The organism is Duganella kummerowiae (assembly GCF_053572355.1).
In genome coordinates, this window is record NZ_JBKFEH010000006.1 from 1 (window position 1) to 23,014 (window position 23,014).

Consider the following 23,014-nt stretch of genomic DNA (forward strand, 5'->3'; position numbering starts at 1 on the left):
CCCCCCCCCCCCCCCCCCCCCCCCCCCCCGCCAGGCTATGAGCAGCACCGGCAGCTGGCTGACGGCAGCGTTGAGCAGGCCGGACCACAGCGCGTAGCGCCAGAACCCCTGGTGGCGCGCCAGGTAGCTGCGCTGGGCCGGGCTGGGCAGCATCAGTCGCAGCAGGCAGTTGGCTGTGCGGGACGCCCAGGAGGGCAGGCGGGGGGGGGCGCCGGTAGCGCCTGGCCAGACCGCCGTTTCCTCTTCGGCCGTCGCATGCCGGGCGCCGGCGACCAGGCCCGCGCCGGACCCGGCGGCGCCCGGGACAGCGGGTGAAAGGGCTGGCATGGCGCCGGCCGCAGCCGCGTCCGCACCCTGGTCCGCACCGCGGCGGACCGCGCGCGCAGCGCACGGCGGCCAGGACAGGGTGCGTGGCAAGGGCGGGCGCAGCAGGTAGCGGGCGGCCAGCAGGCCGGCCGCGCTGCCGGCCAGGTGGCCTGCCAGCAAGGCTGGCGCACCGGCCCCGGCCGACAGCAGCCCGACCTGGGCCAGGGCGATGGCGGCGGCGGCGCACACGCGGGCGCGGGCGGCGGCGGCGAAGGCGGCGTGCGAGGTGGCATAGCCCAGCATGGTTTGCATGGCGGCCATCAGCCAGGCCGCCAGCCCGACGCTGGCCACGCCGGCCCAGGACAGGAATTCCCAGCCCAGCAGGCGGGCCAGCGCACAGCCCGCTGTCAGCAGCAGCGCCAGCCAGGTCGCCGACCAGGCCACCGTGCTGAAACACACGCGCTGGCGGCTGCGGCGCGGCTCCAGCACCATGGCGTGTTCCAGCCGCAGGGTGGCCGCCACCGAGGCGATTGCCGCCACGCCGAACCAGACGCTGAAGGCGCCCACGTCCTCAGGGCCGCACAGCCGCGTGATGATGGGCGCCGCCAGCATGGGCCAGGCCTGGGCCGCCAGCGACCCGCCCAGTACCGTGAGGGTGGCGCGCCAGAAGCGGCCCAGTCTCACGGTGCGCTCCACGGGCCGCAGCCCGCCGGCGCCGGCGCGCCTGGCGCCGCCACGGCGGCCAGCACGGTGTCGGCCACGCGGTCGACGTCGGCCGGGTCCAGGTAGGGACTCATCGGCAGGCTCAGCACCTCGGCGGCCAACTGGTCGGCCACGGGACACGGCTGGCCGGCGTAGTGCTGGTAGGCCGGCTGGCGGTGGATGGGCAGCGGATAGTGGACCGCGCTCGGTATCCCGGCCGTCCGCAGCGCTTCCTGCACCGGCGTGCGCCGCGCCAGCCGCACGGTGTACTGGGCGTAGGCGCTGCGGCAGCCGGACGGGACAGTCATAGCGGAGACCCGTCCCGCGAAGCGTTCCTGGTAGCGCTGCGCCACTGCCTGGCGCTGCGCCAGTTCCTGCTCGAACACCTCCAGCTTGGCCAGCACGATGGCGCATTGCAGGGTGTCCATGCGGCCGCCCACGCCGATCCGGGTGTGGTGGTAGCGCTGCGACTGGCCGTGCACGCGGATCTCGCGCGCGGCCCGCGCCAGCCTCTCGTCGCTGGTGAACAGGGCGCCGCCGTCGCCATAGCAGCCCAGCGGCTTGCTGGGGAAGAAGCTGGTGCAGCCGATCAGGCTGAGGTTGCCGCTGCGCCGTCCGTGGTAGTGCGCGCCCAGGCTTTGCGCGCCATCCTCGATCACCGGCAGGCCGTGGGCGGCGGCCACGGCGGCGATGGCGTCCATGTCGGCCGGCACGCCGTACAGCGATACCGGCAGGATGGCGCGCGTGCGCGGCCCGATGTGGCGCTCCAGCAGGCCAGGATCGAGGTTGCCGGTGTCGGGGCTGACGTCGGCGAACACGGGGCGCCCGCCCAGCAGCACGATGGCCTCGGCGGTGGCGATGAAGGAAAACGGCGTGGTGACGACCTCGTCCCCCGGGCGCAGGTCCAGCGCCATCAGCGCGATCAGCAGCGCTTCCGTGCCGGAGGCCACGGTGATGCAGTGGCGCGCCCCGGTGTACTCGGCCAGGCGCTGCTCCAGTTCGGCTACTTCCGGGCCCAGGATGTACTGGCCATGTTCCAGCACGCGCGCGATGCGCTCGCCTATGCTGCCGCGCAGCAGGCGGTACTGGGTTTTCAGGTCTATCATGTCCATGTCAGCCTCCATGCGGGAGCGGGGTGCAGGCATCGGCGCTGATGCGGTAGGTGTCGCCGCTGTGCGGACAGCGGGCCAGGCCGTCCGCATCGGGCCGCAGGCGCAGGCCGTGGCGGCTGATCCAGCCGATGCGCCGCGCCGGCACCCCGGCCACCATGGCGTAGGCCGGTACGTCGCGCGTGACCACGGCGCCGGCGCCCACCAGCGCATGCTCGCCCACCGTCACGCCGCAGACGATGGTGGCGTTGGCGCCCAGGGTGGCGCCGCGCCGCACCAGGGTGGGGCGGTATTCGTGCTTGCGCTCAACCGCCGCACGCGGGTTGTGGACGTTGGTGAATACCACGCTGGGGCCGCAGAATACGTCGTCCTCCAGGGTGACGGCGTCGTAGACCGAGACATTGTTCTGGATCTTGACGTTGGCGCCGATCACGGCGGCAGCGCCCACGTACACGTTCTGCCCCAGCGAGCAGCGCGGGCCGATGCGGGCCCCGCCGCACACGTGGCTGAAGTGCCAGACCCGGGTGCCGGCGCCCAGCAAGGCGCCGTCATCGACGATGGCGCTGGAATGGATGATGGCGGCCGGGCTGTCCTGGTTCAGCAGGCGGCAGGCGGAGCTATTGGCTTGCTTGTCCATGGGCTCCTCCTCAATAATCCAGCGGCAGGGCCACGCGGCGGCCGTCGCGCGCCGAGCGGTAGGCCGCGATCAGCACTTCCAGCGACTTCAGGCCTTCGCGCCCGTCGGTTTCCGGTTCCGCCTCGCCGCGCAGCACGCGGATCACGTTGTCGTAGTACAGCGGGTGGCCGTGGCCGTACACCGAGGTGGTCTGGTAGCTGGCGTCGCGCACCAGTTCGTCGTCCTCGTCCGGCTCGGCGAACTGCCATTGCTGCACCTCGTTGACGGCCACCCCGCCGATGCGCACCGTGCCCTTTTCGCCCAGCACCGTGATGCTGCCCTCCAGGTTGTGCGGATAGGCCAGCATGGTGACGTTGAGAGACCCGAGCGCGCCATTGCGCCAGCGCAGGCTGAGTACGCCCGTATCCTCGACCTCGATGTCGCGCGCCAGGGTGGCCGTGTAGGCCTGCAAGCTTTCCACCGGCCCCACGATCCAGTCGATCAGGTCGACGTAGTGGCTGGCCTGGTTCATGAAGGCGCCGCCGTCGAATTCCCAGGTGCCGCGCCAGGCCGCGCTGTCGTAGTAGTCCTGCGGACGGCTCCAGAACACGTTCAGGGCCACCATGTACAGGCGGCCGAAGCGCTTCTTGTCGATGGCGCGCTTGAGCAGCTGCAGGGTGGCGTTGCGGCGGTTCTGCTTGACCACGAACAGCCGCACCCCTGCCGTGTCGCAGGCGGCCACCATGCGCTTGGCATCCTCCCAGCGCGTGGCCATGGGCTTTTCGGTGACCACGTGCCGGCCGCTGCGGGCGATCTGCACGGCGTGCTGCGGATGCAGGCCCGATGGCGTGGCCACCACGCAGGCATCGGCGTCGCAGCTGGCCAGCATGCGTTCCAGGCTGCCGTAGGGCGCGGCGCCGGTGGCCTCGGCCGCCCGCGCCAGGCGGGCCGGATCGATGTCGCACACGGCGGCCAGCTCGCAGCGCTCGGCGTGCGCGCGCAGGGCGCTGAAATGGTTGTCGGCGATGCGACCGCAGCCGACGAGGGCAAAGCGGATCTTGCGGCCGTTGATGGCCGGAGCAAACTGGTGCATGGATTTCTCCTGGATCAGGACAATGGGACGGCGGCGGACTCGGTGGCCGGGGTCTGGGGGGCGGGGGGAACGGCGGCCGGCGAGGTGGCCGGCGCGGCGGTGGCGCCGGGCGGGCGGAAATCGGCCATGATGGTGCGCAGCACGGACTCGATCCGGCCGCGCTGGCCGCTATCGCATGCGCGCAGCAGCAGGGCCAGCGACTGTTGCAGCGCGGCGGCGTCGGGCGCGGCCTCCTTCATGCGGCGGATGCGCGGATGGGGGCTGGCCTCGGCCTCGCCGCAGGCGAGCAATTCCTCGCGCAGCTTTTCACCGGGCGCCAGGCCGACGTAGCGGATTTCGATGTCGCCGTCCGGGTGGCGGGCATCGCGCTCGCTGAGGCCGGCCAAGGCCATCATGCGCCGCGCCAGGTCGAGGATGCGCACCGGCTGGCCCATGTCGAGCACGAATACTTCCCCGCCTTCGGCCATGGCGCCGGCCTGTATCACCAGCTGGGCCGCCTCCGGTATCAGCATGAAATAGCGCTCCATGGCCGGATGGGTGATGGTCAGCGGGCCGCCCTCGGCCAACTGGCGGCGGAACAGGGGCAGTACCGATCCGGACGAGCCCAGCACGTTGCCGAAGCGCACCATGCTGTACACGGTGCGCGTGGCGCCGGCGGCTGCGGCCAGGAACAGCAGCTCGGACAGGCGCTTGCTGGCGCCCATGATGGTGGTCGGGTGCACCGCCTTGTCGCTGGACACCAGCACGCAGGTGGCCACGCCGTGCCTGGCGGCCGCCGCGCTGACGGCGCGCGCGCCCAGCACGTTGTTGCGCAGGCCCTCGGCCGGGTTGGCGTCCACCAGGCCGACGTGCTTGTAGGCGGCGGCGTGGTAGATGCTGTCCACGCCGTCGGCCAGCACCCGGTCCAGCACCGTGTCCGAGCAGGCCGAGCCGAGATGGGCGCGCAGGTCCAGTGCCGGCCAGCGCCGTTCCAGTTCCTGGCGCACCGTGTACAAGGCATATTCGCAGTGGTCGAGCAGATGCAGGCGGCGCGGCGCCTGGCTGGCGATTTGGCGGCACAGCTCGCTGCCGATGGAACCGCCGGCGCCCGTCACCAGCACGCTGCGCCCACGCACGCAGCGGCTGAACAAGGCCGGGTCGGGCGGCACCGGAGCCCGGCCCAGCAGCTGTTCCGGTGCGAAGTCGGGCTGGGCCCCGGGGCGGTCCGGCTCATCCAGCGCGCGCAGGCGGCGCACCGCCACGCCGGCCGCGCGCGCCTGGCCGACTATGGTCCGCAAACGCACCGCGCCGATCTCGGGCTTGGCCAGCACCAGCAGGCGCAGCGCATCGGAGGCGGCCAGCACCGGCAGCTGTTCGGGCGGCAGCACCGGCAGGCCGGCGATGCGGCTGCCATGCTGTTCGTCGAAGATGCACACCGGCCGGTAGCGGCTGGCGCGCAGGGCGTGGGCGGCCAGTGCGCCCTGGTCGCCGCCGCCGTAGATGGCGGCGGCCGGGCGCGCTGTTGCGGCGCCGTCCGGCCGCCGCAGCAGCCCCCGCATGGCCAGGCGCGAGCCGCCCAGCCAGGCGCCGGCCAGCAGCCAATAGGCCAGCAGCCGCACCGGGGCCGCATATGGCAGGCTGAGCAGGTGCACGCACAGCACCGCCGCGCTGAGCGCGCCGCTGGCCCACAGCAGGGCCTGGGACTCCAGCTGGCGCACGGCGGCGCGGTACAGGTCGGCTACGGCCAGGATGGATATCGTGATGCTGGCCAGCAGCAAGGTCAGGGGCAGGGTGGCGTCCAGGGCCGAGCCTGGCGCCGCCTGGGGGCGCAGCGCCAGCTGGGCGCAGGCCGGCAGCGCCAGGCAATCGGCGCCCAGCATGAGGAGGATTTTTTCTGTACGGTTGAGGCCGGTTAGGCGGTGAAGCAGGGTGTGGGGCAGCATGGCGCGCAGTCCTTCCGAAGGCTATCGGTCCTGGAATCCCGGGGGGGCGGGTAGGTCGATTGTCATCCGATAGGCGCTGCGCGGTTTGACAGCGATCAAACAGCCGGGCGGGACCGGGCTGTTGTGCTTGACTTCTGGATTTCTTTAAGTCATTTGATTTTCTGTGGGCAGTTTATTGACCGAACTCAATGATCCACCCAGGCATGCTAGTGCTTCCAGGACAGGGTCACGCTGGCGCTGCGCGGCGCCGCGTAATAGCTCTGGGTCCAGTACAAGCTGGTCAGGTACTTCCTGTCGGTCACGTTGTCCAGGTTCAGGGACAGGGCCAGGTTCTTGTCGATGTCATAGCGCGCCATCAGGCCGAGCGTGGCGTAACCGCCCTGGCGGATGGTGGCGTCGCCGTCTGCCACGCGGATTTTGCTTTGGGCCGACAGGCTGGCGCCCACTTTCAGGGCCGGCAACCCGGGCAGCTGGTAGGTGGTGGCCAGGCGCAGGGTGCGGCGCGGCACATAGGTCTTGACGTCCTGGCCGTCGGCGCCTTCGATGGACAGCTGGTTGAAGCCGGCCGTGCCCTGCCAGCCCTTGGCGAACTCGCCCGACACCTCCAGCTCCACGCCCTGCGACCTGGCATCCACGCCGCGGTAGTAGGCGCGCGTGCCGACGTAGCCAGCCTGCTCGGCGGTATGGTCCTGGCGCGTCTTGTAGATGGCGCCGGACGCGTTCAGCTTGCCGTTCAGCAGAGCCGCCTTCACGCCCAGCTCGGCGGTGCTGCCTTCCGTCGGCTTGAGCGTGGCGCCGCTGGCGTCGGTCTCGCTTTGCGGGTTGAAGATGCCGGTGTAGCTGGCGTAGGCCGACCAGGCGCGGTCGATGTCGTAGACCAGGCCGGCGTAGGGCGTGGTCTTGCTGGACGAGCTGGCCTTCGGGGTGCCGTAGGAGGCGCCGGTCTGCTCGTCCCTGGTGGCGTTCAGGCCGGTAAGCAGCTTGAGGTCGTCCGCCAGGGCCCAGCGCGCCGCCGCATACAGGCCGTGGCGCTTGTCTTCGTAGTGGCTGCCGTCGGTGGAGGCGTCGAAGATGGGTTCCGGGAAGGAGCCGTCGAAGGCCGCATTGCCATCGAGTGGGGTGCCGATGCCGCGCCCGTAATAGGAATGGTCGTCCAGGGTGGACTTGGACCAGCTCACGCCGATGCTGGCGTCGTGCTGGCGGCCGCCGAGGCTGAACTTGCCGGACAGGCTGGTGTCGACCAGGGTCTGCTTGTTGTCCGAGTCATACATGGAGGGATAGGCGTACAGCCCGGTGCCGCTGCTCTTGACCGGGGTGCCGTACACGTATTCCAGCTTGGAATCGCTCTTGGCGGTGTTGTAGCTGGCGTTGGTCTTCCACTGCCACCCCTGGCCCAGCTCGTGCGCCAGTTCCACGAAGGTGTTGTGGTTGGTGGTGTTCCATTGCGACCAGTCGGCCGAGGTGCTGGCGCCGACCGGGTAGTCGGTCGGGCTGCCGTCCGCGTAATGCAGCGGCAGGGCGCCCCACATGGTGCCCTTTTCCTCGTTCTTTTGCCAGGCGTGGCCCAGGGTCAGCAGGGTGGAGGGGCTCAGCTGCGCTTCCAGGATGCCGTAGGCCACGGTTTTCCTGGGGTGGTAGCGGTCCAGGTAGGATTTGTCGTCCTCGTGCGCCAGCACGGCGCGGCCGCGCAGGGTGCCGCTTTCGTTCAGGGCCGAGGAGATGTCGGCTTCGGCGCGCTTCTGGCTCCAGGAACCCAGGGTCAGCGAGGCCGAGGCCTGCAGGTCCCTGGTCGGACGCTTGCGGATGAAGTTGACGGTGGCCGAGGGATTGCCGGTGGAAGCCATCAGGCCGTTGGCGCCGCGCACGATGTCGATGCGCTCGTACAGGGCGGTGTCGAGGTCGCCCTGCTGGTTGCCGAACACCAGTGGCAGGCCGACACCGTCGTACTGGAAGTTGGTGATGTCGAAGCCGCGCGCCGTGTAGTAGGTGCGGCTGGTTTCCACTTTCTCCACCGTCACGCCGGTGGTGGCGGCCAGCACCTCGTTGATGTTGGTGAGGCCGAAGTCCTCCATCTGGGCGCGGGTCACCACCGACACCGATTGCGGCGTCTCGCGCAGGCCCAGTTCCAGCTTGCCGGCAGATGTGGTGCTGCGCGCCGTGTAGCCCTGCTCGCTGTTGCTGCCGGTGACGGTCACCACCTGCATGGTCTGGCCGGCAGCGGTGTCGGCCGGCGCGCTGGCCGTTGTATCGGCTGCCGCTGCGATGCCCCCATGGGCCAGGGCGACAGCCAGCACCAGCGGGCGCAGGCGGGTGCGGGAAACGGGGGAGGGGACGGCGTAACGAGGCATGCGTGCTCCAGATAATAAAAATGATAATGAGAATGATTATCAATTATAATTGGAGCGCGATGCGCAGGGCAAGCGCGCCGGCGCTCAGCTCTTGCCCACCGGTTTGATCACATACACGCAGCGGCGCGCCCCGCCCAGCAGGTGCTCGATTCGCCCCACGCTGCAGTCCGGCCCCAGCACGCGCTGGAACAGGTCCAGCTCGGAGCGGCAGAAGCCCTGGCAGCTTTTGGCGGCGGCGCAGATCGGGCAGTGGTTTTCCACCAGGCGCAGGCTGCCGTCGCCATCCTGTTCGATCTCGGCCATGTAGCCTTCGGTGCTGCGCGCCTGCACCAGGGCCGCGACCCGTGCCGCCAGCTGGGGGCCGGCGGCGGCCATGTGTTCCCGGTACTGCAGCTCGCTGGCCGCCTCGCGCGCAGCGATCAGCCGCTCCAGGCCGGCTTCGCCGAACAGGCTGCGCACCTGGTCTATCAGCTGCACGGTGAGGTCGGCGTGGCGGTCCGGAAAGCGTGCGTGGCCGGCCTCGCTCAGCAGCCAGCGCCGGGTCGGGCGGCCCACCTTGTCGGCGTTGTCCTGGTACAGCACCATGCCCTTGTCCTGCCAGGCTTCCAGCTGGCGGCGCGCGCCCATGGAGGTCATGTCCAGCAGCGCGGCCAGTTGCTGGGCCGTCTGCGGGCCGCGGGTCTTGAGCAGGAACAGCACCTGGTCGGCGGTGTTCATGGCAGCACCTGCAGCAGGGCGTCGTCGGCCTGCATGCGGCCGTGCCAGCGGTGCATGCGCCAGGCCGACCATGCGCTCAGGGAGGCGCCCAGGAGCAGGATCAGGCGGGTGTCGACCAGGGTCAGCACGGCGCCGGCCAGCGCCATCAAAATATTCGCCAGGCAGAAGGTGGTCGAGATCAGGCCCATCACGGCGCCCTGGCCATGGCTGCCGAAACGCTCGGCGCACCAGTTGGGGACGATGGCGTTGTAGTACGAGTGCGGCACGCCGAACAGCACGATGGCCGCCAGGCCGACCCAGGCGTTGCCGGCCGCCAGCAGCGCGATCATGGCAGCCGTGACGGTGGCGAAGCGGCGCGCCCGCAGCAGCGGCGCCCCGGGCGCGGGGCGGCCGGCCACGATGGTGGTGGCGGTCATCACCGCGCACATGGCGGCCGTGGTCCAGGCGATGCCGCGCGCGTCGTAGCCCGGCACTTCCACCAGCCACAGCGGGTAGAACTCGTAGAAGGCGGTCACGCCGCAGGTATAGGCCAGGCTGACAATGAACAGTTCGCGCAGGGGCGGTTCGCGCAGCAGGTTGAGGGCATGGCGCTGGCGCGCCACCTGCCACCAGGAGGTGGTGGCGGCGGACGGCGTTTCGCGCGGCAGGGCCGCCGCCACCAGGGCCGCGTTCACCAGCAGCGCCGCCACCGCGACCCAGAACGGCATGGTCAGGCCCCAGGCCAGGGTGAAGCCGGCCAGCAGCGGTCCAGCCAGCCAGCCCATGTAGAAGGCCCCGTTCAGCCAGGACATGGCGCGCTGGCGCAGCTCGCCCTCGAGCCGTTCGGCCAGCAGGGCGCGCGCCACCGAGCCGTTGCCCTCCAGCAGGCCGGTGGCAAAGCGCGCCACGATGAACAGGGGATAGGATTCCAGCAGCAGGGCGGCGGCCGTGACCGCGTGGCCGATGGCGGCGCCGACGCAGGTCACCAGCAGCACCGGACGGCGGCCATAGCGGTCCGACATGGGCCCCAGCAGGGCGGCGCCGATCAGCAGGCCGAGCGGATTGATGGTCAGGGCCAGGCCGAACAGCAGCTTGGGCGGCAGGCCCATGAACTGGTTGAGGCCGTTCTGGACCCCGGCCGCGAACAGCGGCGGCAGGATGGGGTAGGGCAGGGCGGCGCCTATGGTGGACAGCAGGGCCAGCAGGCAGGCGGAACTGATCAGCAGCGGTGATTTCATGGGGACGGGCGTGCGGTGGCAGGGACTCCACTGTAGCCCGGCTTGCTATATAAGTAAACGAAAATGTTTATCTATTGAGGGCGGTTGACAATGGGCGTGGCTAGGCGCGGTGACGAAGACAGTGCGCCTGCACGGCAAGGAGCCGTAACGACGCCACGGCCATTTTGAAGCGCCCTCTAATCGCGCTGGCGCCGGAAGGCCAGCCAGCCGGCCACCACCGTAAAGGTGGCCACGATGGCCACCACCACCCAGAAGCCGTGCGCTTCTTGCGCCAGCGGGATGCCGCCCACGTTCATGCCGAACAGGCCGGCAATGATGTTGATGGGCAGGGCCAGCACGGTCACCACGGTCAGCACGAACAGGCTGTGGTTGTTGGCTTCGCTGGCCAGGGCGGCGATCTCCTCCTGTATCAGCTTGATGCGTTCCTGCAGCGAAGCCAGGTCGGCCAGCACCATCGAGAATTCCTCGGTCGACTGGCGCAGCTCGGCCGCGTCGATGTCGGCCACCCAGGACGGCGGCCGCTGCAGCAGGCGGAACAGGGCGGCCGGTTCCGGCGCCAGCAGGCGCTGCAGGCGCACCAGCACCCGCCGCAGTTCACCCAGGCTGGCGCGTTTGGTGGTCAGCTTGCCGGCCAGGAGATTGTCCTCGATGCCGTCCACCGTATTGATGGCGTGCCGCACGATCTTGATCAGGGCGTCGGCCTGGTCGCGCAGCAGATGGATCAGCAGTTCCACCGAGGAGCGTACCGGCTCGCCGTTGCGCACCGCGTTGCGCAAGGCGTCGACCGCGCGCAGCGGCTTGCGGCGGGCGCTGATGACGATCTGGCGGTCCACGTTCAGCCACATGGTCGAGACGTCGGACGGGTCGAAGGAAAAATCGTGCACCACGTCGTTGATCACCGCCACCAGGGTGTTGTCGGCCAGCTCGATGCGGGTCGAGCGCGGGCCTTCGTGCAGGCTGTCGTAGAATTCCTCGGGCAGGGCGGTGTGCTCGTGCAGCCATTTCTCGGCCGCCTGGTTGGCCAGGTTGAAGTGCAGCCAGATGAACTCGCCCGGACGCTGCTCGCGCGTGGCCAGCCACAGGCGCGCTTCGTCCGAGCCCAGGGCCAGCGCCTGGTTGCCTGCCGTGCGGCCGAACAGGTAGCCGCACACCAGGCCGGACTGGTCGGAACCGTAGTTCAGGGCGGCGTCCTGCACGGTCAGACCAGCAGGGCCGCGTTCATGTCGGCCGCGTCGGCCTTGGCCTCGGCCAGCATGCGCGCCAGCCGCTCATCGTCGATGAACAGTTCCAGCGCCGATTCCGAATGGGGCGGCAGCTCGCGCTCGGGCTGCTGCAGGGGCGAGGGCACCGGCGACAGCTGGTTGGCCAGCAGCAGGGTGTCGAGCAGGGTGTCGGGCGGGATGGACATGAAGGCGTCGCGCAGGCCTTCCACCGCCTCGGCCACCGGTTCCGGGATGCACAGCTTGTTCATCACTTCGCGCGTGATGATTTCCTCGCTGGCCGCGTGCCAGTTCTCGGGATCGTCCTCCAGCAGGCCGGGGAATTCGTCGGCGCGCGAGAGCAAATAGAAGCCGCCCACCTCGTGCACGATGGCGGCGAACAATGCGGTGTCCGGATTGACGCCGGTGACCTGGCGCGCGATCAGGCGCGCCATGGCCGCCACGTGGATGGTGTGGTCCCACAGCTGCTCGGCCTTGGCGCGCACCGCCGGATTGCTGATCTTGCTGCCGAACTGGCGCACCACCATGGCGGCCGCCAGCGCGTACAGGTTCTGGTAGCCGATGCGCATGATGGCGCCGCGCACATTGGTGATCACCGGGCCGCCGCCGCGGTTGAACATGGCGGAGTTCGAGATCGCCACGGTCTTGGCGGCCAGCACCGGCTCGGCCAGGACCAGGGCGATGGCCTGGTCGATCGGGCAGTCGGGGTCGTCCAGGGCCAATTGGACGCGCAGCGCGGCATTGACGCTGGTGGGGAACACCAGTTCGCCGCGGATGGCCAGGGCCGCGATGTGGCCGTAAGCTTCGAGTTTGTTCATGGACAAAATTATACGCAGGGTATCGCCCAATCTCAAACGCATTCCCGCAGCCGCCGCCGGATGAGGGCGGCGGCCGTGGTTCAGGCGCTGGCCAGGCGCGGCTGGCTGGCCCCGGCGGCGCGGCTGTAGCGCGCCACCGACAGGTCGTCGGCGCGGATGGCGGGGCGGCGCGAGGAGATCAGGTCGGCCAGCAGCTGCGCCGAGCCGCAGGACATGGTCCAGCCCAGGGTGCCGTGGCCGGTGTTGAGGTACAGGTTGCGCAGCCCGGTGGGGCCGACGATGGGCGTGCCGTCCGGCGTCATGGGACGCAGGCCGGTCCAGAAGCTGGCGGCGGCGGTGTCGCCGGCGCCCGGGAACAGGTCGTTGACCACCATTTCCAGGGTGGCGCGGCGGCGCGGGTTGAGGCGGTGGTCGAAACCGGCGATTTCCGCCATGCCGCCCACGCGGATGCGGTCGTCGAAGCGGGTCACGGCAATCTTGTAGGTTTCGTCCAGGATGGTGGAGGTGGGCGCGGCGGCCGCATTCACGATGGGCACCGTGATCGAATAGCCCTTGAGCGGGTAGACCGGAATGTCCACCAGGTCCTTGAGCAACTTCGTCGAGTAGGCGCCCATGGCCACCACGTAGCTGTCGCCCTGCACCAGTTCGCTGCCGCACTGGACGCCGTGGATGGCGTCGCCGGCCGTGACCAGGCCGCCGATCTCCGCGCCGTAGCGGAACTTGACGCCGAGATCGGCTGCCATGGCGGCCAGTCGGGTGGTGAACAGCTGGCAGTCGCCGGTTTCATCGTTGGGCAGGCGCAGGCCGCCGGCCAGGTGGGCGCTGGCGCTGGCCAGACCCGGCTCGGCGCGCACCAGCTGTTGCGGCGTCAGGAGTTCATAGGGCACGCCGGTTTCCTCCAGCACGGCGATATCCTTGGCGGCGCCGTCCAGCTGCTGCTGGGTACGGAACAGCTGGGTGGTGCCCTGCTGGCGGCCTTCGTAGGCGATGCCGGTGGCGGCGCGCAGGGCCTTGAAGCAGTCGCGGCTGTATTCGGCCAGACGCACCATGCGTTCCTTGTTGACGGCGTAGCGTTCGGTCGTGCAGTTCTGCAGCATCTGCCACATCCATTGCAGCTGGAACAGGGTGCCGTCCGGCGTGATGGACAGCGGGGCGTGGCGCTGCAGCATCCATTTCATGGCCTTGAGGGGGATGCCGGGCGCGGCCCAGGGGGAGGCGTAGCCGGGCGAGATCTGGCCGGCGTTGGCATAGCTGGTTTCCAGGGCGGGGCCGGGCTGGCGGTCCAGCACGGTGACTTCGTGCCCGGCCCTGGCCAGGTAGTACGCACTGGTGACGCCAATGACGCCGCCGCCCAGGATGATGACCTTCATGACCGCCCCCGATATGTTATGCCATAAGTACCACTATGGTATTCTTGATCTGCCAGTGTTTGTTACTGTAAAAATTAACTTATTTAGTGGAAATTCATGCGTACACAGAAAGAATCGGTGCGTGCCCTGGACAAGCTGGACCGCAAGATCCTGCGCATCCTGCAGGACGATGGACGGATCTCGATGAAGGACTTGAGTGAGCAGGTCGGGCTGTCGGTGACGCCGGCCATCGAGCGCGTCAAGCGCATGGAGCGCGATGGCGTGATCACCGGCTACCACGCCCGCATCCACCCTCCGGCGCTGGGGGCCAAGCTGCTGGTGTTTGTGGAGATCACGCTGAACGCCAAGTCGGCCTCGGCCTTCGAGCAATTCCGGCGCGAGGTGCTGCGCATTCCGGAGGTGCAGGAGTGCCACCTGGTGTCGGGCGACTTCGATTACCTGATCAAGGCCCGCATCCACGAGATGGCCGAATACCGCAAGCTGCTGGGCGACATGCTGCTGCAGCTGCCCGGCGCGGCGCAATCGAAAAGCTATGTGGTGATGGAGGAGATCAAGGAGACCCTGTTTCTCTCGACCGACGCGCTGCAATAACCCCGGCGCGCTTTGCGCTGCGTCAAAGCGCGTGCGTGGCGCATGGCTGCGGTGCGGCCTATACTGGTGTGCATGACTGCCATCTTCGACTCCCTCAGCTATAGCAACCGTTTGCAGCAGGCCGGCGTTCCGGCCGAGCAGGCGGCTGTGCACGCGCAAACCCTGACCGAGTTCATCCAAATGCAGCTGCTGACCAAGGCCGATACGGCGATATTGCTGACCAAGGCCGATACGGCGATATTGCTGACCAAGGAAGATGGCGCCAACTTCGCCACCAAGGCCGACCTGGCCAACTTTGCCACCAAGGCCGATCTGGCCAACTTCGCCACCAAGGCCGATCTCGCCAACTTCGCCACCAAGGCCGACCTTGCTGAGCTGGAGGCGCGCCTGACCCTGCGCGATATCGCGCTCGATGCCAAGATCGACAGGGTCGCTGCCGATCTCAATGAAAAAATAAACCGTCTGCGCCGCGACATGATGCTCTGGATAGCCGCGTCCACCGTGCTGCAAATGGGGTTCACACTGTTCGCGCTCCAGCATTTCCATCCCTGAGGTACTACCAAGGCGCACCGCTTCGGCTAGAATGCCAGCACCGGCACTCTACAGGAACTGGAGCAGACGTGAACAGCAAGCTCGGCATCCCATCCACAGCCCCGTCCGACGCGCATAACGTGCACGTGCTGAGCGTGCGCACTTTGGACGAGCACCTGTCTTCCGACCAAAGCTTCAGCTCGGCTTATGCGCGCGCCATCGGCGCCATTGCCAGCAGCGCCGGGCCGCTAACGCTGGCGCAGTTCGCCGCCGTTACCGACCTGGCGGGCGAAGGCAAGGCCTCGGCCGTGTTCACCGCGCTGGTACTGAACGCCATCGAATCGGGAGTCGACCTGGAATGGGCCTTGAATGCATTGGCGCGCGCCAGCAGCGGCGTCGAGCCGGCCGCGCGCGAGGACGCCTTGCATCAAGCTATCCCCTTGCTGGTGCTGCACGGGGCCGATGCGCGCGTGCTGGCCCAGCGCCTGGCCAAGGCGCTGGCGGTGCGCCTCAGCCTGGATGACATGGAGCGTTTGCCACCGGGCGAGGAGCGCGGCCTGCTGGCCAACCTGGGCGAGCAGGCGCGGCGCCTTGTGAAGGGCCGCAACCTGGCGGACGCCGTGGCCGACTTCGGCCGTAGCACCGGCCAGCAGAGTCTGGTCGAGCACGCCCGCCACTTCCAATCCGGCCAGCTGGACCACCGCCAGTTGCGACAGCTGGTGGGCGAGGCCACCGCCGCCATCAGCCAGGATATCGAGGCCTACCTGGAGCAGGCCCGCACGCTGGCCCTGGCCGAAGCCGGCGCCGCCAGCGTGGAGCGGGCCGCGCAGGAATTGAAAAGCCAGGTGCTGCAGCGCCTGACCCTGATCGACGAGCGCATCGCCTACGAGCGCCGCCTGCTGGCCGAGGAAATCGACGACGCTGTCCACGACGCCGGCAACGCCATCGAATTGGCCATCACGGACCGCCTCGACACCGACCAGTGGAAGGACGAGGATGTGTGGGCCAGCATAGGCCGCAACCACTTCGGCCAGGAGATGGAGCGCCGCCTGGATCGCGTGGTGCGCCGCAAGGAACGCGCCCTGCTTCTGCTACAAGAGGATTTGCGCCTGTTCCAGTCCGCCATGCGGCTGAGCCAGACCACGGCCTTCCAGCGGCAGCACCACACGGTGCTGGCGCGCCTGATGCCACGGCTGCGCATCGGCACCCGTATCGTCAACAGCGCCGACACGGCCGCCAACGTGACCTTGATGGGCGGCGCGGTGGCAGCGGCTGGCACCGGCACGGCGGCCTATCTGTTTGGCGCGGCGGCCATCCTGCCGGCAGTGGCCCCGGTGGCGCCCTTTGTCGGCGGCGCCGTGCTGCTGGCGGGCGTGTTCAAGTGGTTCACGGATGGCGGCAAGCGCAAGCGCACGGAAATCCGCGACAAGCGCAAGGCCTTCGAGGACGAACTGCGCCGGCAGCTGGGCGAGGCCGAGCTATCCTTCCACGCCCAGCTGGACCTGGTGGCGGACGGCTTCCATGCCTCGGCCCTGGAAATGCTCACGCCCATCCTGCTGGAAGCCGAGGCGGCCAGCCGGGTGCAAGGCATGCGGCAGCGCGTGGCAGACCGCGTGATCGCCCAGGCCCAGTCCGCGATACGCGAGCTGGACAGCGAGCTGCGCAAGGTATGAAGGCCGGTCTGGCCTGCCGCCGCAGCGCCGCCCAGCGGCCAGGCCGCCGATCCGCCCGGCGCCCGGCGCAGGCGTCAGGGCGCCGCGCTGCCTGGCCGCCAAGCGGCGCCCGGTACTAGCGCACCAGGTTGCCGGTGATGATGGCGTCAGCGGCCGCCGCCGCCTGCTGCAGCGGCTGCGCCAGCGCCTGGGTGCTGTAGACCGGCGTGGAGGCCACCGGGCTGCCCAGCACCGGGCCGTCGGTCTTGCTGACATCCACCGTCACCGTGGTCGACAGTCCCACCCGCAGCGGGTGCGCCGCCAATTCTTTGGGATCGAGGGCGATGCGCACCGGCAGGCGCTGCACCACCTTGATCCAGTTGCCGCTGGCGTTCTGCGCCGGCAGCAGCGAGAACGCACTGCCTGTACCGGCCGACAGCCCCACCACCTTGCCGTGGAATTCCACCTTGCCGCCATACATGTCGGCCTCCACCCTGGCGGGCTGGCCGATGCGGATATTGCGCAGCTCCGATTCCTTGAAGTTGGCGTCCACCCACAGCTGGTCCAGCGGAACGATGGACAGCAGGGCCGTGCCCGGCGTCACGCGCTGGCCGACCTGCACGCTGCGCTTGGCCACATAACCGCTGACTGGCGCCAGCAAGGTGTTGCGGCGCGCCGCCAGCCAGGCTTGCTCGTAATCGGCCTTGGCCGCCTGCACCGCCGGATGCTGCGCCACCGGCACCCCGGCCACGCCGCTTTGCGCGGCCTCGGCCTGCTTTTGCGCCACGGCGATGGCGGCGCGCGCGTTGGCCACGGCCTGGCGCGCATGCTCGACTTCCTCGCCGGAGATGGTGGCGTCGGCCGCCAGCGGCAGGCGGCGCGCCAGGTCGGCTTCGGCGTTCTTCAGCACCAGGCGGCGTTCGGCCAGGGTGGCGTCGTACTGGCCGACGTCGGCATAGCGCTGGCGCTGCTGGCGGACGGCGTTGCCCAGGCGCGCTTCGGCCTGGCGCAGGGCGACTTCGGCGTCGGCGCCGTCCAGGTGTATCAGTGGCGTGCCGGCCTGCACCATCTGGGTTTCGTCGGCGGAAATGTCCTGCACGTTGCCGGCCACCTGGGACGACACCGTCACCAGGTTGCCGCCCACGTAAGCGTTGTCGGTTTCCTGCTGCTTGACCAGCACGGTTTCGTAATAGCCCGCGTAGGCCGCGCCCGCCACGATGAACAGCAGGGTGATGCCGAGCAGGACTTTCTTGCGCTTGCCGTCATTCGGCGTGTTGTCAGTCGATTTGTTGTCGCTCATGATGATTCCGTGATCGTGTTTATGGGGCGGCAGGGGCTGCGGCGGCGCGGTAGCCGCCGCCCAGGGAATTGACCAGGGCCACTTCGGCCAGCAGTTGCAACTGGCGCAGGTAAAGCTCGTTGTCCTGCTGTTTGAGCAGGGCTTCCTGCGCCATCAGCACGGTATTGCGGTCGGCCAGGCCGCGCGCCAGCCTGGCCTGCGCCGAACGCAACTGGCCCGCAGCGCTGCCGCTGGCGGCAGCCTGCTCGCTGATTTGCTGTTCCAGGCCCTGCAGCTGGATACCGTCCTGCGCCACCTCGCGCACGGCTTGCACCACGGCCTGGTTGTACTCCGCGACCAGCTCGTTGCGCTCGCTGCGCGCGCCTTCCAGCTGGGCGTCCAGGCGCTTGCTGTCGAACAGCGGCAGGGTCAGGGTAGGGCCGATAAACACGGTGCGGCTGGCGGCTTTCAGCAAGTCCTCGAACTTGATGGTGTCCAGGCCCACCGAACCGGTCAGGTTGAGGTCCGGGTAGAAGGCGGCCCTGGCCGCGTCAATGCGGCTGAGCGCGGCTTCCACCTTCCAGCGCGCCGCCTGCAGGTCGGGCCGGCGCGCCAGCAATTCCACGCCCAGGCGGGCGGGCAGGGCGTGCGGCGCGCTGCCCAGCGGGCGCGGCTGGAGGCCGGCCAGGGCGGCGGCGTCGGCGCCCAGCAGGGCGCGCAGGGCTTCGCGCTCGGTGGCCGCCTCGGCCACGAACTGCGCGCGCTGTTTTTTCAGCTGTCTGAGCTCGGCCTCGGCGGCGCGCTGGCTGTCGGCGTCGGCCAGGCCGCGCGCGATGCGTTTGGCGCGGTCCTGCACCACTTCCTGCTGGGCGGCGATCAGCCGGTCCAGGTTGGCTTGCCGGGCCCAGGCGCCTTGCAGGCTGAAATAGTGTTGTGCGATGGCGGCCGTCAGCGCCTGTTCGGCCTCGGCCTGGGCCGCGCGGCTGGCGTAATCCTGGCCGATGGCCGCCTTGATCCGGGCCTTGTTCTTGCCCCACCAGTCGAAGTTGTAACGCAGGTCCAGGCGCAGGGTCTGCTCGCTGAAGTAGGCGCCGCCTATGGGCGCGGGGAACAGGCCGGTGCCGGAATAGCGCTGGCGGTTGGCCGCCGCGTAGGCCGAGGCATCCACGCCCAGGTCGGCCAGGCTGCGTGTCACAGCCGCCTGGGCGGTGCCTATGCGGGCCGCCGCCACTTCCAGGCTGGGGGCGCCGGCCAGGGCTTGCTGCATCAGCGCGTCCAGCTGGTCGTCGTGATAGACGCTCCACCAGCGCGCCTCGGGCCAGCCTTCGCGCGCCAGCTTGATGTCGGGCGCCAGTGCGGTGTTGGCCACGTCGCGCTGCGCCAGTGGGTGCTGGTCGGGCGCCACCTGGGCGCAGCCGGCCAGGGCCAGGGCGGCGGCTGCAAAAGCGAGGCGGCGCCAGCGCACACTGGAAGGAGGAGTTGGAATGCTCAAGGGTAGTCTCATGCGTGGTCTCACGTCATAGTCCATCATTAATCCATGGCCGCATGGTCAACCTGCGCCGGGGCGGAAGATTTGGCGGGCGGACGCACCAGCAGCAGCAGGGGGATCACCAGCAGTGTCAGGATGGTCATCAGCCAGAAGTCGTCCACGTAGGCGATCATGGACGCCTGCCGGGTCAGCTCGTTGTTCAGGGTGGCTGCCGCTTCCGGCGTGGCCACGCTGTAGGCCTGGCTGGTGGCCAGGCCCACGTTGGCGCTGGTAATTTTCTCGGCCAGCGCGGCGTGCACGGTTTGCGTGTTACGCACCAGCAGGGTCTGCACCAGCGCGATGCCGATGCTGCTGCCGATATTGCGTATCAGGCTGTAGATGGCGGTGCCGTCGGCGCGCATCTCCGCCGGCAGGGTGGCGAAGGTGGCGGCGCTTAGCGGCACGAACACCAGGCCCAGCCCCAGGCCCTGGATCACGCCCGGCCACACGATGTCGCTGCGCGACAGCACCAGGGTGTAATTGCTCATCTGCCACAGCGAGAAGGCGGTGATCAGGAAGCCGCCGGCCAGCAGCACGCGCAGGTCGATCTTGCCGACCAGCCGACCCACCACCATCATGGCCACCATGGTGCCTATGCCGCTGGGCGCCGTCACCAGGCCGGCGATGGCGGCCGGATAGCCCATCAGGCCCTGCAGCATGGAAGGCGTCAGCGCGCGGGTGGCGAACAGCACCACGCCCACCACGAAGATGAACAGCAGGCCGCTCACGTAGTTGGCGTTCTTCAGCAAGCGGTAGTCGAAGAAGGACTTGCCGGCCGGGCGCAGCGCCGTGTGCGCCACGAAGTAGCAGAAGCTGAGCGCCAGGACGGTGGCCTCGACCCAGGTTTCGGTGGAGGCAAACCAGTCGTTCTGCTCGCCTCGGTCCAGCAGCATCTGCAGCGCGCCTATGGACAGGCTGAGGGTGGCGAAGCCGAAGCCGTCAAAGCCCATCTTGCGCGGCGCCGGCGTGGGGTGGATGTATTTCCAGATGCCGTAGAAGGCCACGGCGCCTACCGGCACGTTGATGAAAAATACCCAGCGCCAGTTGTAGCTGTCGGTCAGCCAGCCGCCCAGGGTGGGGCCGAGGATGGGGCCTATCATCACGCCCATGCCCCACACGGCCATGGCCGAGCCGTGTTTCTCGCGCGGGTTGATATCGAGCAGGGTGGCTTGCGACAGCGGCACCAGGGCGGCGCCAAACACGCCCTGCAACAGGCGCGCCGCGACGATCTGGGCCAGCGAATTGGACAGCCCGCACAGCACCGAGGCGATGGTGAATCCTGCCACCGAGGACAGGAACACATTCTTCAGGCCAAAGCGGTCGCACATCCAGCCGGTGAGGGGCGTGGCGATGGCGGCCGCCACGATGAAGGAGGTCAGCACCCAGGTGATCTGGTCCTGCGAGGCCGACAGGCTGCCCTGCATGTGCGGCAGGGCCACGTTGGCGATGGTGCCGTCCAGGGCCTGGATCACGGTGGCCAGCATGATCGATACGGTGATCATGGGCCGGTTGATCCCTGCCTGCTCTGGGGCAGGTGCGGCGGCGCTGCTCACTGCTGGGCCTCCACCGCTGCCTGCACCGCTTCCAGTACGGCGGTGGCGGTGCGCAGCGCCTCGGGGTCTAGGCCGCCCAGCAGTTCCAGGCGCATGGCGTCCGCCTCGGCCTTCAGGCTGCGGTAGATGTCCTGGCCGGCCGGGGTCAGGCTGACCAGCTTGACGCGGCGGTCGGTGGGCGAGGGCGTGCGCTGCATGTAGCCGGCCTTCACCAGGCGGTCGATGGTGGCCACCATGGTGGCGTCTTCCACGCCGACGCCGCTGGCCAGCCGGGTTTGCGACGGCGGCTCCTGCTCCTTGGCGGTGAGGGCGATGGCCATCCAGCTGGCCTGGCTGATGCCCAGGTGTTTGAGGCGGCGGTCCAGGGCCTGGCGCCAGGTACGCGCCGTATTGTGCAGGGCCGCGCTGAAGCGTTCTTCGATAGAGGGCAAAAGATTTACCTTCAAATGATTAGAGATCGAACTATTAGTCTAGCATGCTTGTTTTTTGGACGGCAAGCAATAATGGCGCGGAAATGGCAATGTTCGTTAGCGTACAGACAGCTGCCGCCCGTGGGCCCACTATGGAGGCGCAGGCAGCCAGCTGTCGCCAGCGCCTGCGTTCATCCAGAAAGAGAACGTCATGAAAACTGCCATCCTTGCCGCCAGCCTGCTGGCGCTGTCCTGTTCCGCCATGGCCACCAATGTGGGTGTGTCCGTCACCGTGGGCCAGCCCGGCTTCTACGGCCGCCTCGACCTGGGCGACTTCGGTCCCCCGCCGGTGCTGTACCAGCAGCCCATCATCGTGCAGCGCCCGGCGCGTTACGTGCCGGTGGAGCCCATCTACCTGCGTGTGCCGCCCGGCCACGCCAGGCACTGGTCCAAGCACTGCCGCGCCTATGGCGCCTGCGGCCGTCCCGTGCTGTTCGTGCAGGACAGCTGGTATGTGAACGAGTACGCGCCGCGCTACCGCGAGCGCCACGGTCCCGGCCCCCGCTGGGAGGGTCATGGCCCGGGTCCACGCCATGAACGGTTTGACGACCGCCGCGACGACCACGGACGCGGCCATGACCGCGGCCCCGGCAACGGCCACGGGCGTGGCCATGACAACGACCACGGCCCCGGCCGCCACTAACCGATAAAGGAGCGCCGCTTGCACAGTAAATTCGTCATCGTCGGAGGTGGTGCGGGCGGCCTGGAACTGGCCTGCAAACTGGGCCGCAAGCTGCCGGGCCGGGTGACCCTGGTCGACAGCCGCCTGTACCATATCTGGAAGCCGTCCCTGCACGAAGTGGCGGCGGGCACCCTGGACGTGCACCAGGAAGGCCTGTCCTACCAGATGCTGGCCCACGACAATGGCTTCACCTTCGTGTACGGCCCCATGACGGCGCTCGATCCGGCCGCCAGGACGCTGACCGTGGGCGCCATCAGCGGCGAGGGTGGCGAGACCGTGCTGCCCGAGCGCAGCCTGGGCTACGAGGCGCTGGTGATCGCAGTCGGCAGCACCTCCAATTACTTCGGCGTGCCCGGCGCCGAGCAGCACACCATCTCGCTCAACGCCACCGAGGACGCCGAGCGTTTCCGCCTTACCCTGTTGAAACTGCTGACCATGGCCGAGCTGCAGGCCGAAGGCGCGCCGCCGGCCGGGATAGACATCGTCATCATCGGCGGCGGCGCGACCGGCGTGGAACTGGCGGCCGAGCTGCGCGAAGCCAGCGGCGTGTACGCGGCCTACGGCTTCCAGCAGCTGCAGGCCCTGCGCGACGTGCGCATCACCCTGCTGGAGGGCGCGCCGCGCATCCTGGCGCCGCTGCCGGACAAGGTGGCGGCCGCCGCGCTGGCGCTGCTGCACGAGCGCGGCATCAAGGTGGTGGCCGGCACCCGCGTGACCGCCATCGGCGACAAGCAGGTCAGCACGGCCGAAGGCGCCGTCTATCCGGCCGACCTGGTGGTGTGGGCGGCCGGGATACGGGCGCCGTCCTGGCTGGGCGGGCTGGGCTTGCCCGTCACGCGGTCGGGGCAGCTGGACGTGGATGCCCACCTGCAGGTCAAGGGCCACAGCGATATCTATGCACTCGGTGATTGCGCCGCCTGCGCCGGACCGGACGGCAAGCTGGTGCCGCCACGCGCCCAGGCCGCGCACCAGCAGGCCGATTATCTGCTGCAGGCCCTGGTGCGGCGCGACCGTGGCCAGCCACCGCAGTCCCAGCCGTATGAATACCGCGACTACGGTTCGCTGGTGTCGTTCGGCCAGACCACCTCGGTGGGCAGCCTTATGGGCTCACTCAAGGGCTTGAGCTGGTTCGTGGAAGGCTTCGTCGCGCGCCTGATGTACGCCAGCCTGCACCTGATGCATCACCGCGCCGTGCTGGGCACGGTGCGCACCGGCGTGCTGGCGCTGGCGCGCTTCCTGATCAAGCGCAGCACGCCGCTGGTCAAGCTGCATTGAGCGCCTGACCGGGCA

Annotated in this window: 20 protein-coding genes; 5 read left to right on the forward strand and 15 right to left on the reverse strand. The window is 69.1% G+C overall.

Annotated features, from left to right (window positions below; all coding sequences use genetic code 11):
* From ACLB1G_RS05500 to ACLB1G_RS05550, 11 genes are all read right to left on the reverse strand, one after another.
* The coding region (locus tag ACLB1G_RS05500; protein ID WP_491626187.1) for a lipopolysaccharide biosynthesis protein at window positions 1–990 on the reverse strand (990 nt) is incomplete at its 3' end.
* Complete coding sequence (locus ACLB1G_RS05505; RefSeq protein ID WP_491626188.1) at window positions 987–2,120, reverse strand: DegT/DnrJ/EryC1/StrS family aminotransferase; 1,134 nt, start codon at window positions 2,118–2,120, stop codon at window positions 987–989. The genes ACLB1G_RS05500 and ACLB1G_RS05505, both read right to left, overlap by 4 nt.
* A gap of 1 nt (window position 2,121) precedes the next feature.
* Complete coding sequence (locus tag ACLB1G_RS05510; RefSeq protein ID WP_491626189.1) at window positions 2,122–2,754, reverse strand: acyltransferase; 633 nt, start codon at window positions 2,752–2,754, stop codon at window positions 2,122–2,124.
* A gap of 10 nt (window positions 2,755–2,764) precedes the next feature.
* The gene (locus ACLB1G_RS05515; protein ID WP_491626190.1) at window positions 2,765–3,826 is read right to left on the reverse strand and encodes a Gfo/Idh/MocA family protein; all 1,062 of its coding nucleotides are present in this window, start codon (window positions 3,824–3,826) and stop codon (window positions 2,765–2,767) included.
* A gap of 14 nt (window positions 3,827–3,840) precedes the next feature.
* A complete protein-coding gene (locus ACLB1G_RS05520) occupies window positions 3,841–5,685 on the reverse strand; it encodes a polysaccharide biosynthesis protein (protein ID WP_491626191.1) in 1,845 nt (614 codons plus the stop codon).
* Between the two features lie 269 nt (window positions 5,686–5,954).
* A complete protein-coding gene (locus tag ACLB1G_RS05525) occupies window positions 5,955–8,096 on the reverse strand; it encodes a TonB-dependent siderophore receptor (protein ID WP_491626192.1) in 2,142 nt (713 codons plus the stop codon).
* An 84-nt stretch (window positions 8,097–8,180) separates the two neighbouring features.
* Window positions 8,181–8,813 (reverse strand): helix-turn-helix transcriptional regulator, encoded by a 633-nt coding sequence (locus ACLB1G_RS05530; protein WP_491626193.1) that lies wholly within the window; start codon window positions 8,811–8,813, stop codon window positions 8,181–8,183.
* Window positions 8,810–10,030, reverse strand: a complete 1,221-nt coding sequence (locus tag ACLB1G_RS05535) for an MFS transporter (protein ID WP_491626194.1) — start codon at window positions 10,028–10,030, stop codon at window positions 8,810–8,812. Before ACLB1G_RS05535 ends, ACLB1G_RS05530 begins: the two co-directional genes overlap by 4 nt.
* Before the next feature lie 176 nt (window positions 10,031–10,206).
* Window positions 10,207–11,226, reverse strand: a complete 1,020-nt coding sequence (locus tag ACLB1G_RS05540; protein ID WP_491626195.1) for a transporter — start codon at window positions 11,224–11,226, stop codon at window positions 10,207–10,209.
* Between the two features lie 2 nt (window positions 11,227–11,228).
* The gene (locus tag ACLB1G_RS05545) at window positions 11,229–12,068 is read right to left on the reverse strand and encodes an HDOD domain-containing protein (protein WP_491626196.1); all 840 of its coding nucleotides are present in this window, start codon (window positions 12,066–12,068) and stop codon (window positions 11,229–11,231) included.
* Between the two features lie 80 nt (window positions 12,069–12,148).
* Entirely contained in the window at window positions 12,149–13,438 is a 1,290-nt protein-coding gene (locus ACLB1G_RS05550) for a D-amino acid dehydrogenase (RefSeq protein ID WP_491626197.1), read from the reverse strand.
* A gap of 96 nt (window positions 13,439–13,534) precedes the next feature.
* On the opposite strand from ACLB1G_RS05550, the gene ACLB1G_RS05555 reads away from it, so the two are divergent.
* From ACLB1G_RS05555 to ACLB1G_RS05565, 3 genes are all read left to right on the forward strand, one after another.
* Complete coding sequence (locus tag ACLB1G_RS05555; RefSeq protein WP_491626198.1) at window positions 13,535–14,029, forward strand: Lrp/AsnC ligand binding domain-containing protein; 495 nt, start codon at window positions 13,535–13,537, stop codon at window positions 14,027–14,029.
* A 72-nt stretch (window positions 14,030–14,101) separates the two neighbouring features.
* Window positions 14,102–14,581, forward strand: a complete 480-nt coding sequence (locus ACLB1G_RS05560; protein WP_491626199.1) for a hypothetical protein — start codon at window positions 14,102–14,104, stop codon at window positions 14,579–14,581.
* A 68-nt stretch (window positions 14,582–14,649) separates the two neighbouring features.
* Window positions 14,650–16,233 (forward strand): hypothetical protein, encoded by a 1,584-nt coding sequence (locus ACLB1G_RS05565; protein ID WP_491626200.1) that lies wholly within the window; start codon window positions 14,650–14,652, stop codon window positions 16,231–16,233.
* A gap of 115 nt (window positions 16,234–16,348) precedes the next feature.
* On the opposite strand, the gene ACLB1G_RS05570 is transcribed toward ACLB1G_RS05565, so the two are convergent.
* The 4 genes from ACLB1G_RS05570 to ACLB1G_RS05585 are packed head-to-tail and all read right to left on the reverse strand — an operon-like array spanning window position 16,349 to window position 21,003.
* The gene (locus ACLB1G_RS05570) at window positions 16,349–17,512 is read right to left on the reverse strand and encodes an HlyD family secretion protein (RefSeq protein ID WP_491626201.1); all 1,164 of its coding nucleotides are present in this window, start codon (window positions 17,510–17,512) and stop codon (window positions 16,349–16,351) included.
* 19 nt (window positions 17,513–17,531) lie between these two features.
* Window positions 17,532–18,983, reverse strand: a complete 1,452-nt coding sequence (locus tag ACLB1G_RS05575) for an efflux transporter outer membrane subunit (RefSeq protein WP_491626202.1) — start codon at window positions 18,981–18,983, stop codon at window positions 17,532–17,534.
* A gap of 38 nt (window positions 18,984–19,021) precedes the next feature.
* On the reverse strand, window positions 19,022–20,521 hold the full coding sequence (locus tag ACLB1G_RS05580; protein ID WP_491626203.1) for an MDR family MFS transporter: 1,500 nt from the start codon (window positions 20,519–20,521) through the stop codon (window positions 19,022–19,024).
* A 47-nt stretch (window positions 20,522–20,568) separates the two neighbouring features.
* Window positions 20,569–21,003 carry a MarR family winged helix-turn-helix transcriptional regulator gene (locus ACLB1G_RS05585; RefSeq protein ID WP_491626204.1) on the reverse strand — a complete coding sequence of 145 codons (435 nt, stop codon included), beginning with the start codon at window positions 21,001–21,003 and terminating at the stop codon, window positions 20,569–20,571.
* Window positions 21,004–21,193: 190 nt separating this feature from the next.
* On the opposite strand from ACLB1G_RS05585, the gene ACLB1G_RS05590 reads away from it, so the two are divergent.
* The gene (locus ACLB1G_RS05590; RefSeq protein WP_491626205.1) at window positions 21,194–21,685 is read left to right on the forward strand and encodes a hypothetical protein; all 492 of its coding nucleotides are present in this window, start codon (window positions 21,194–21,196) and stop codon (window positions 21,683–21,685) included.
* Window positions 21,686–21,703: 18 nt separating this feature from the next.
* A complete protein-coding gene (locus ACLB1G_RS05595) occupies window positions 21,704–22,999 on the forward strand; it encodes an NAD(P)/FAD-dependent oxidoreductase (RefSeq protein ID WP_491626206.1) in 1,296 nt (431 codons plus the stop codon).
* Window positions 23,000–23,014 lie beyond the last annotated feature (15 nt).

What these genes read in the sequence shown, in the direction of transcription:
- ACLB1G_RS05505 (WP_491626188.1), bottom strand. Translation starts at nt 2,120, where the DNA reads ATGGACATGATAGACCTGAAAACCCAGTACCGCCTGCTGCGCGGCAGC.
- ACLB1G_RS05510 (WP_491626189.1), bottom strand. Translation starts at nt 2,754, where the DNA reads ATGGACAAGCAAGCCAATAGCTCCGCCTGCCGCCTGCTGAACCAGGAC.
- ACLB1G_RS05515 (WP_491626190.1), bottom strand. Translation starts at nt 3,826, where the DNA reads ATGCACCAGTTTGCTCCGGCCATCAACGGCCGCAAGATCCGCTTTGCC.
- ACLB1G_RS05520 (WP_491626191.1), bottom strand. Translation starts at nt 5,685, where the DNA reads ATGCTGGGCGCCGATTGCCTGGCGCTGCCGGCCTGCGCCCAGCTGGCG.
- ACLB1G_RS05525 (WP_491626192.1), bottom strand. Translation starts at nt 8,096, where the DNA reads ATGCCTCGTTACGCCGTCCCCTCCCCCGTTTCCCGCACCCGCCTGCGC.
- ACLB1G_RS05530 (WP_491626193.1), bottom strand. Translation starts at nt 8,813, where the DNA reads ATGAACACCGCCGACCAGGTGCTGTTCCTGCTCAAGACCCGCGGCCCG.
- ACLB1G_RS05535 (WP_491626194.1), bottom strand. Translation starts at nt 10,030, where the DNA reads ATGAAATCACCGCTGCTGATCAGTTCCGCCTGCCTGCTGGCCCTGCTG.
- ACLB1G_RS05545 (WP_491626196.1), bottom strand. Translation starts at nt 12,068, where the DNA reads ATGAACAAACTCGAAGCTTACGGCCACATCGCGGCCCTGGCCATCCGC.
- ACLB1G_RS05550 (WP_491626197.1), bottom strand. Translation starts at nt 13,438, where the DNA reads ATGAAGGTCATCATCCTGGGCGGCGGCGTCATTGGCGTCACCAGTGCG.
- ACLB1G_RS05555 (WP_491626198.1), top strand. Translation starts at nt 13,535, where the DNA reads ATGCGTACACAGAAAGAATCGGTGCGTGCCCTGGACAAGCTGGACCGC.
- ACLB1G_RS05560 (WP_491626199.1), top strand. Translation starts at nt 14,102, where the DNA reads ATGACTGCCATCTTCGACTCCCTCAGCTATAGCAACCGTTTGCAGCAG.
- ACLB1G_RS05570 (WP_491626201.1), bottom strand. Translation starts at nt 17,512, where the DNA reads ATGAGCGACAACAAATCGACTGACAACACGCCGAATGACGGCAAGCGC.
- ACLB1G_RS05580 (WP_491626203.1), bottom strand. Translation starts at nt 20,521, where the DNA reads ATGATCACCGTATCGATCATGCTGGCCACCGTGATCCAGGCCCTGGAC.
- ACLB1G_RS05590 (WP_491626205.1), top strand. Translation starts at nt 21,194, where the DNA reads ATGAAAACTGCCATCCTTGCCGCCAGCCTGCTGGCGCTGTCCTGTTCC.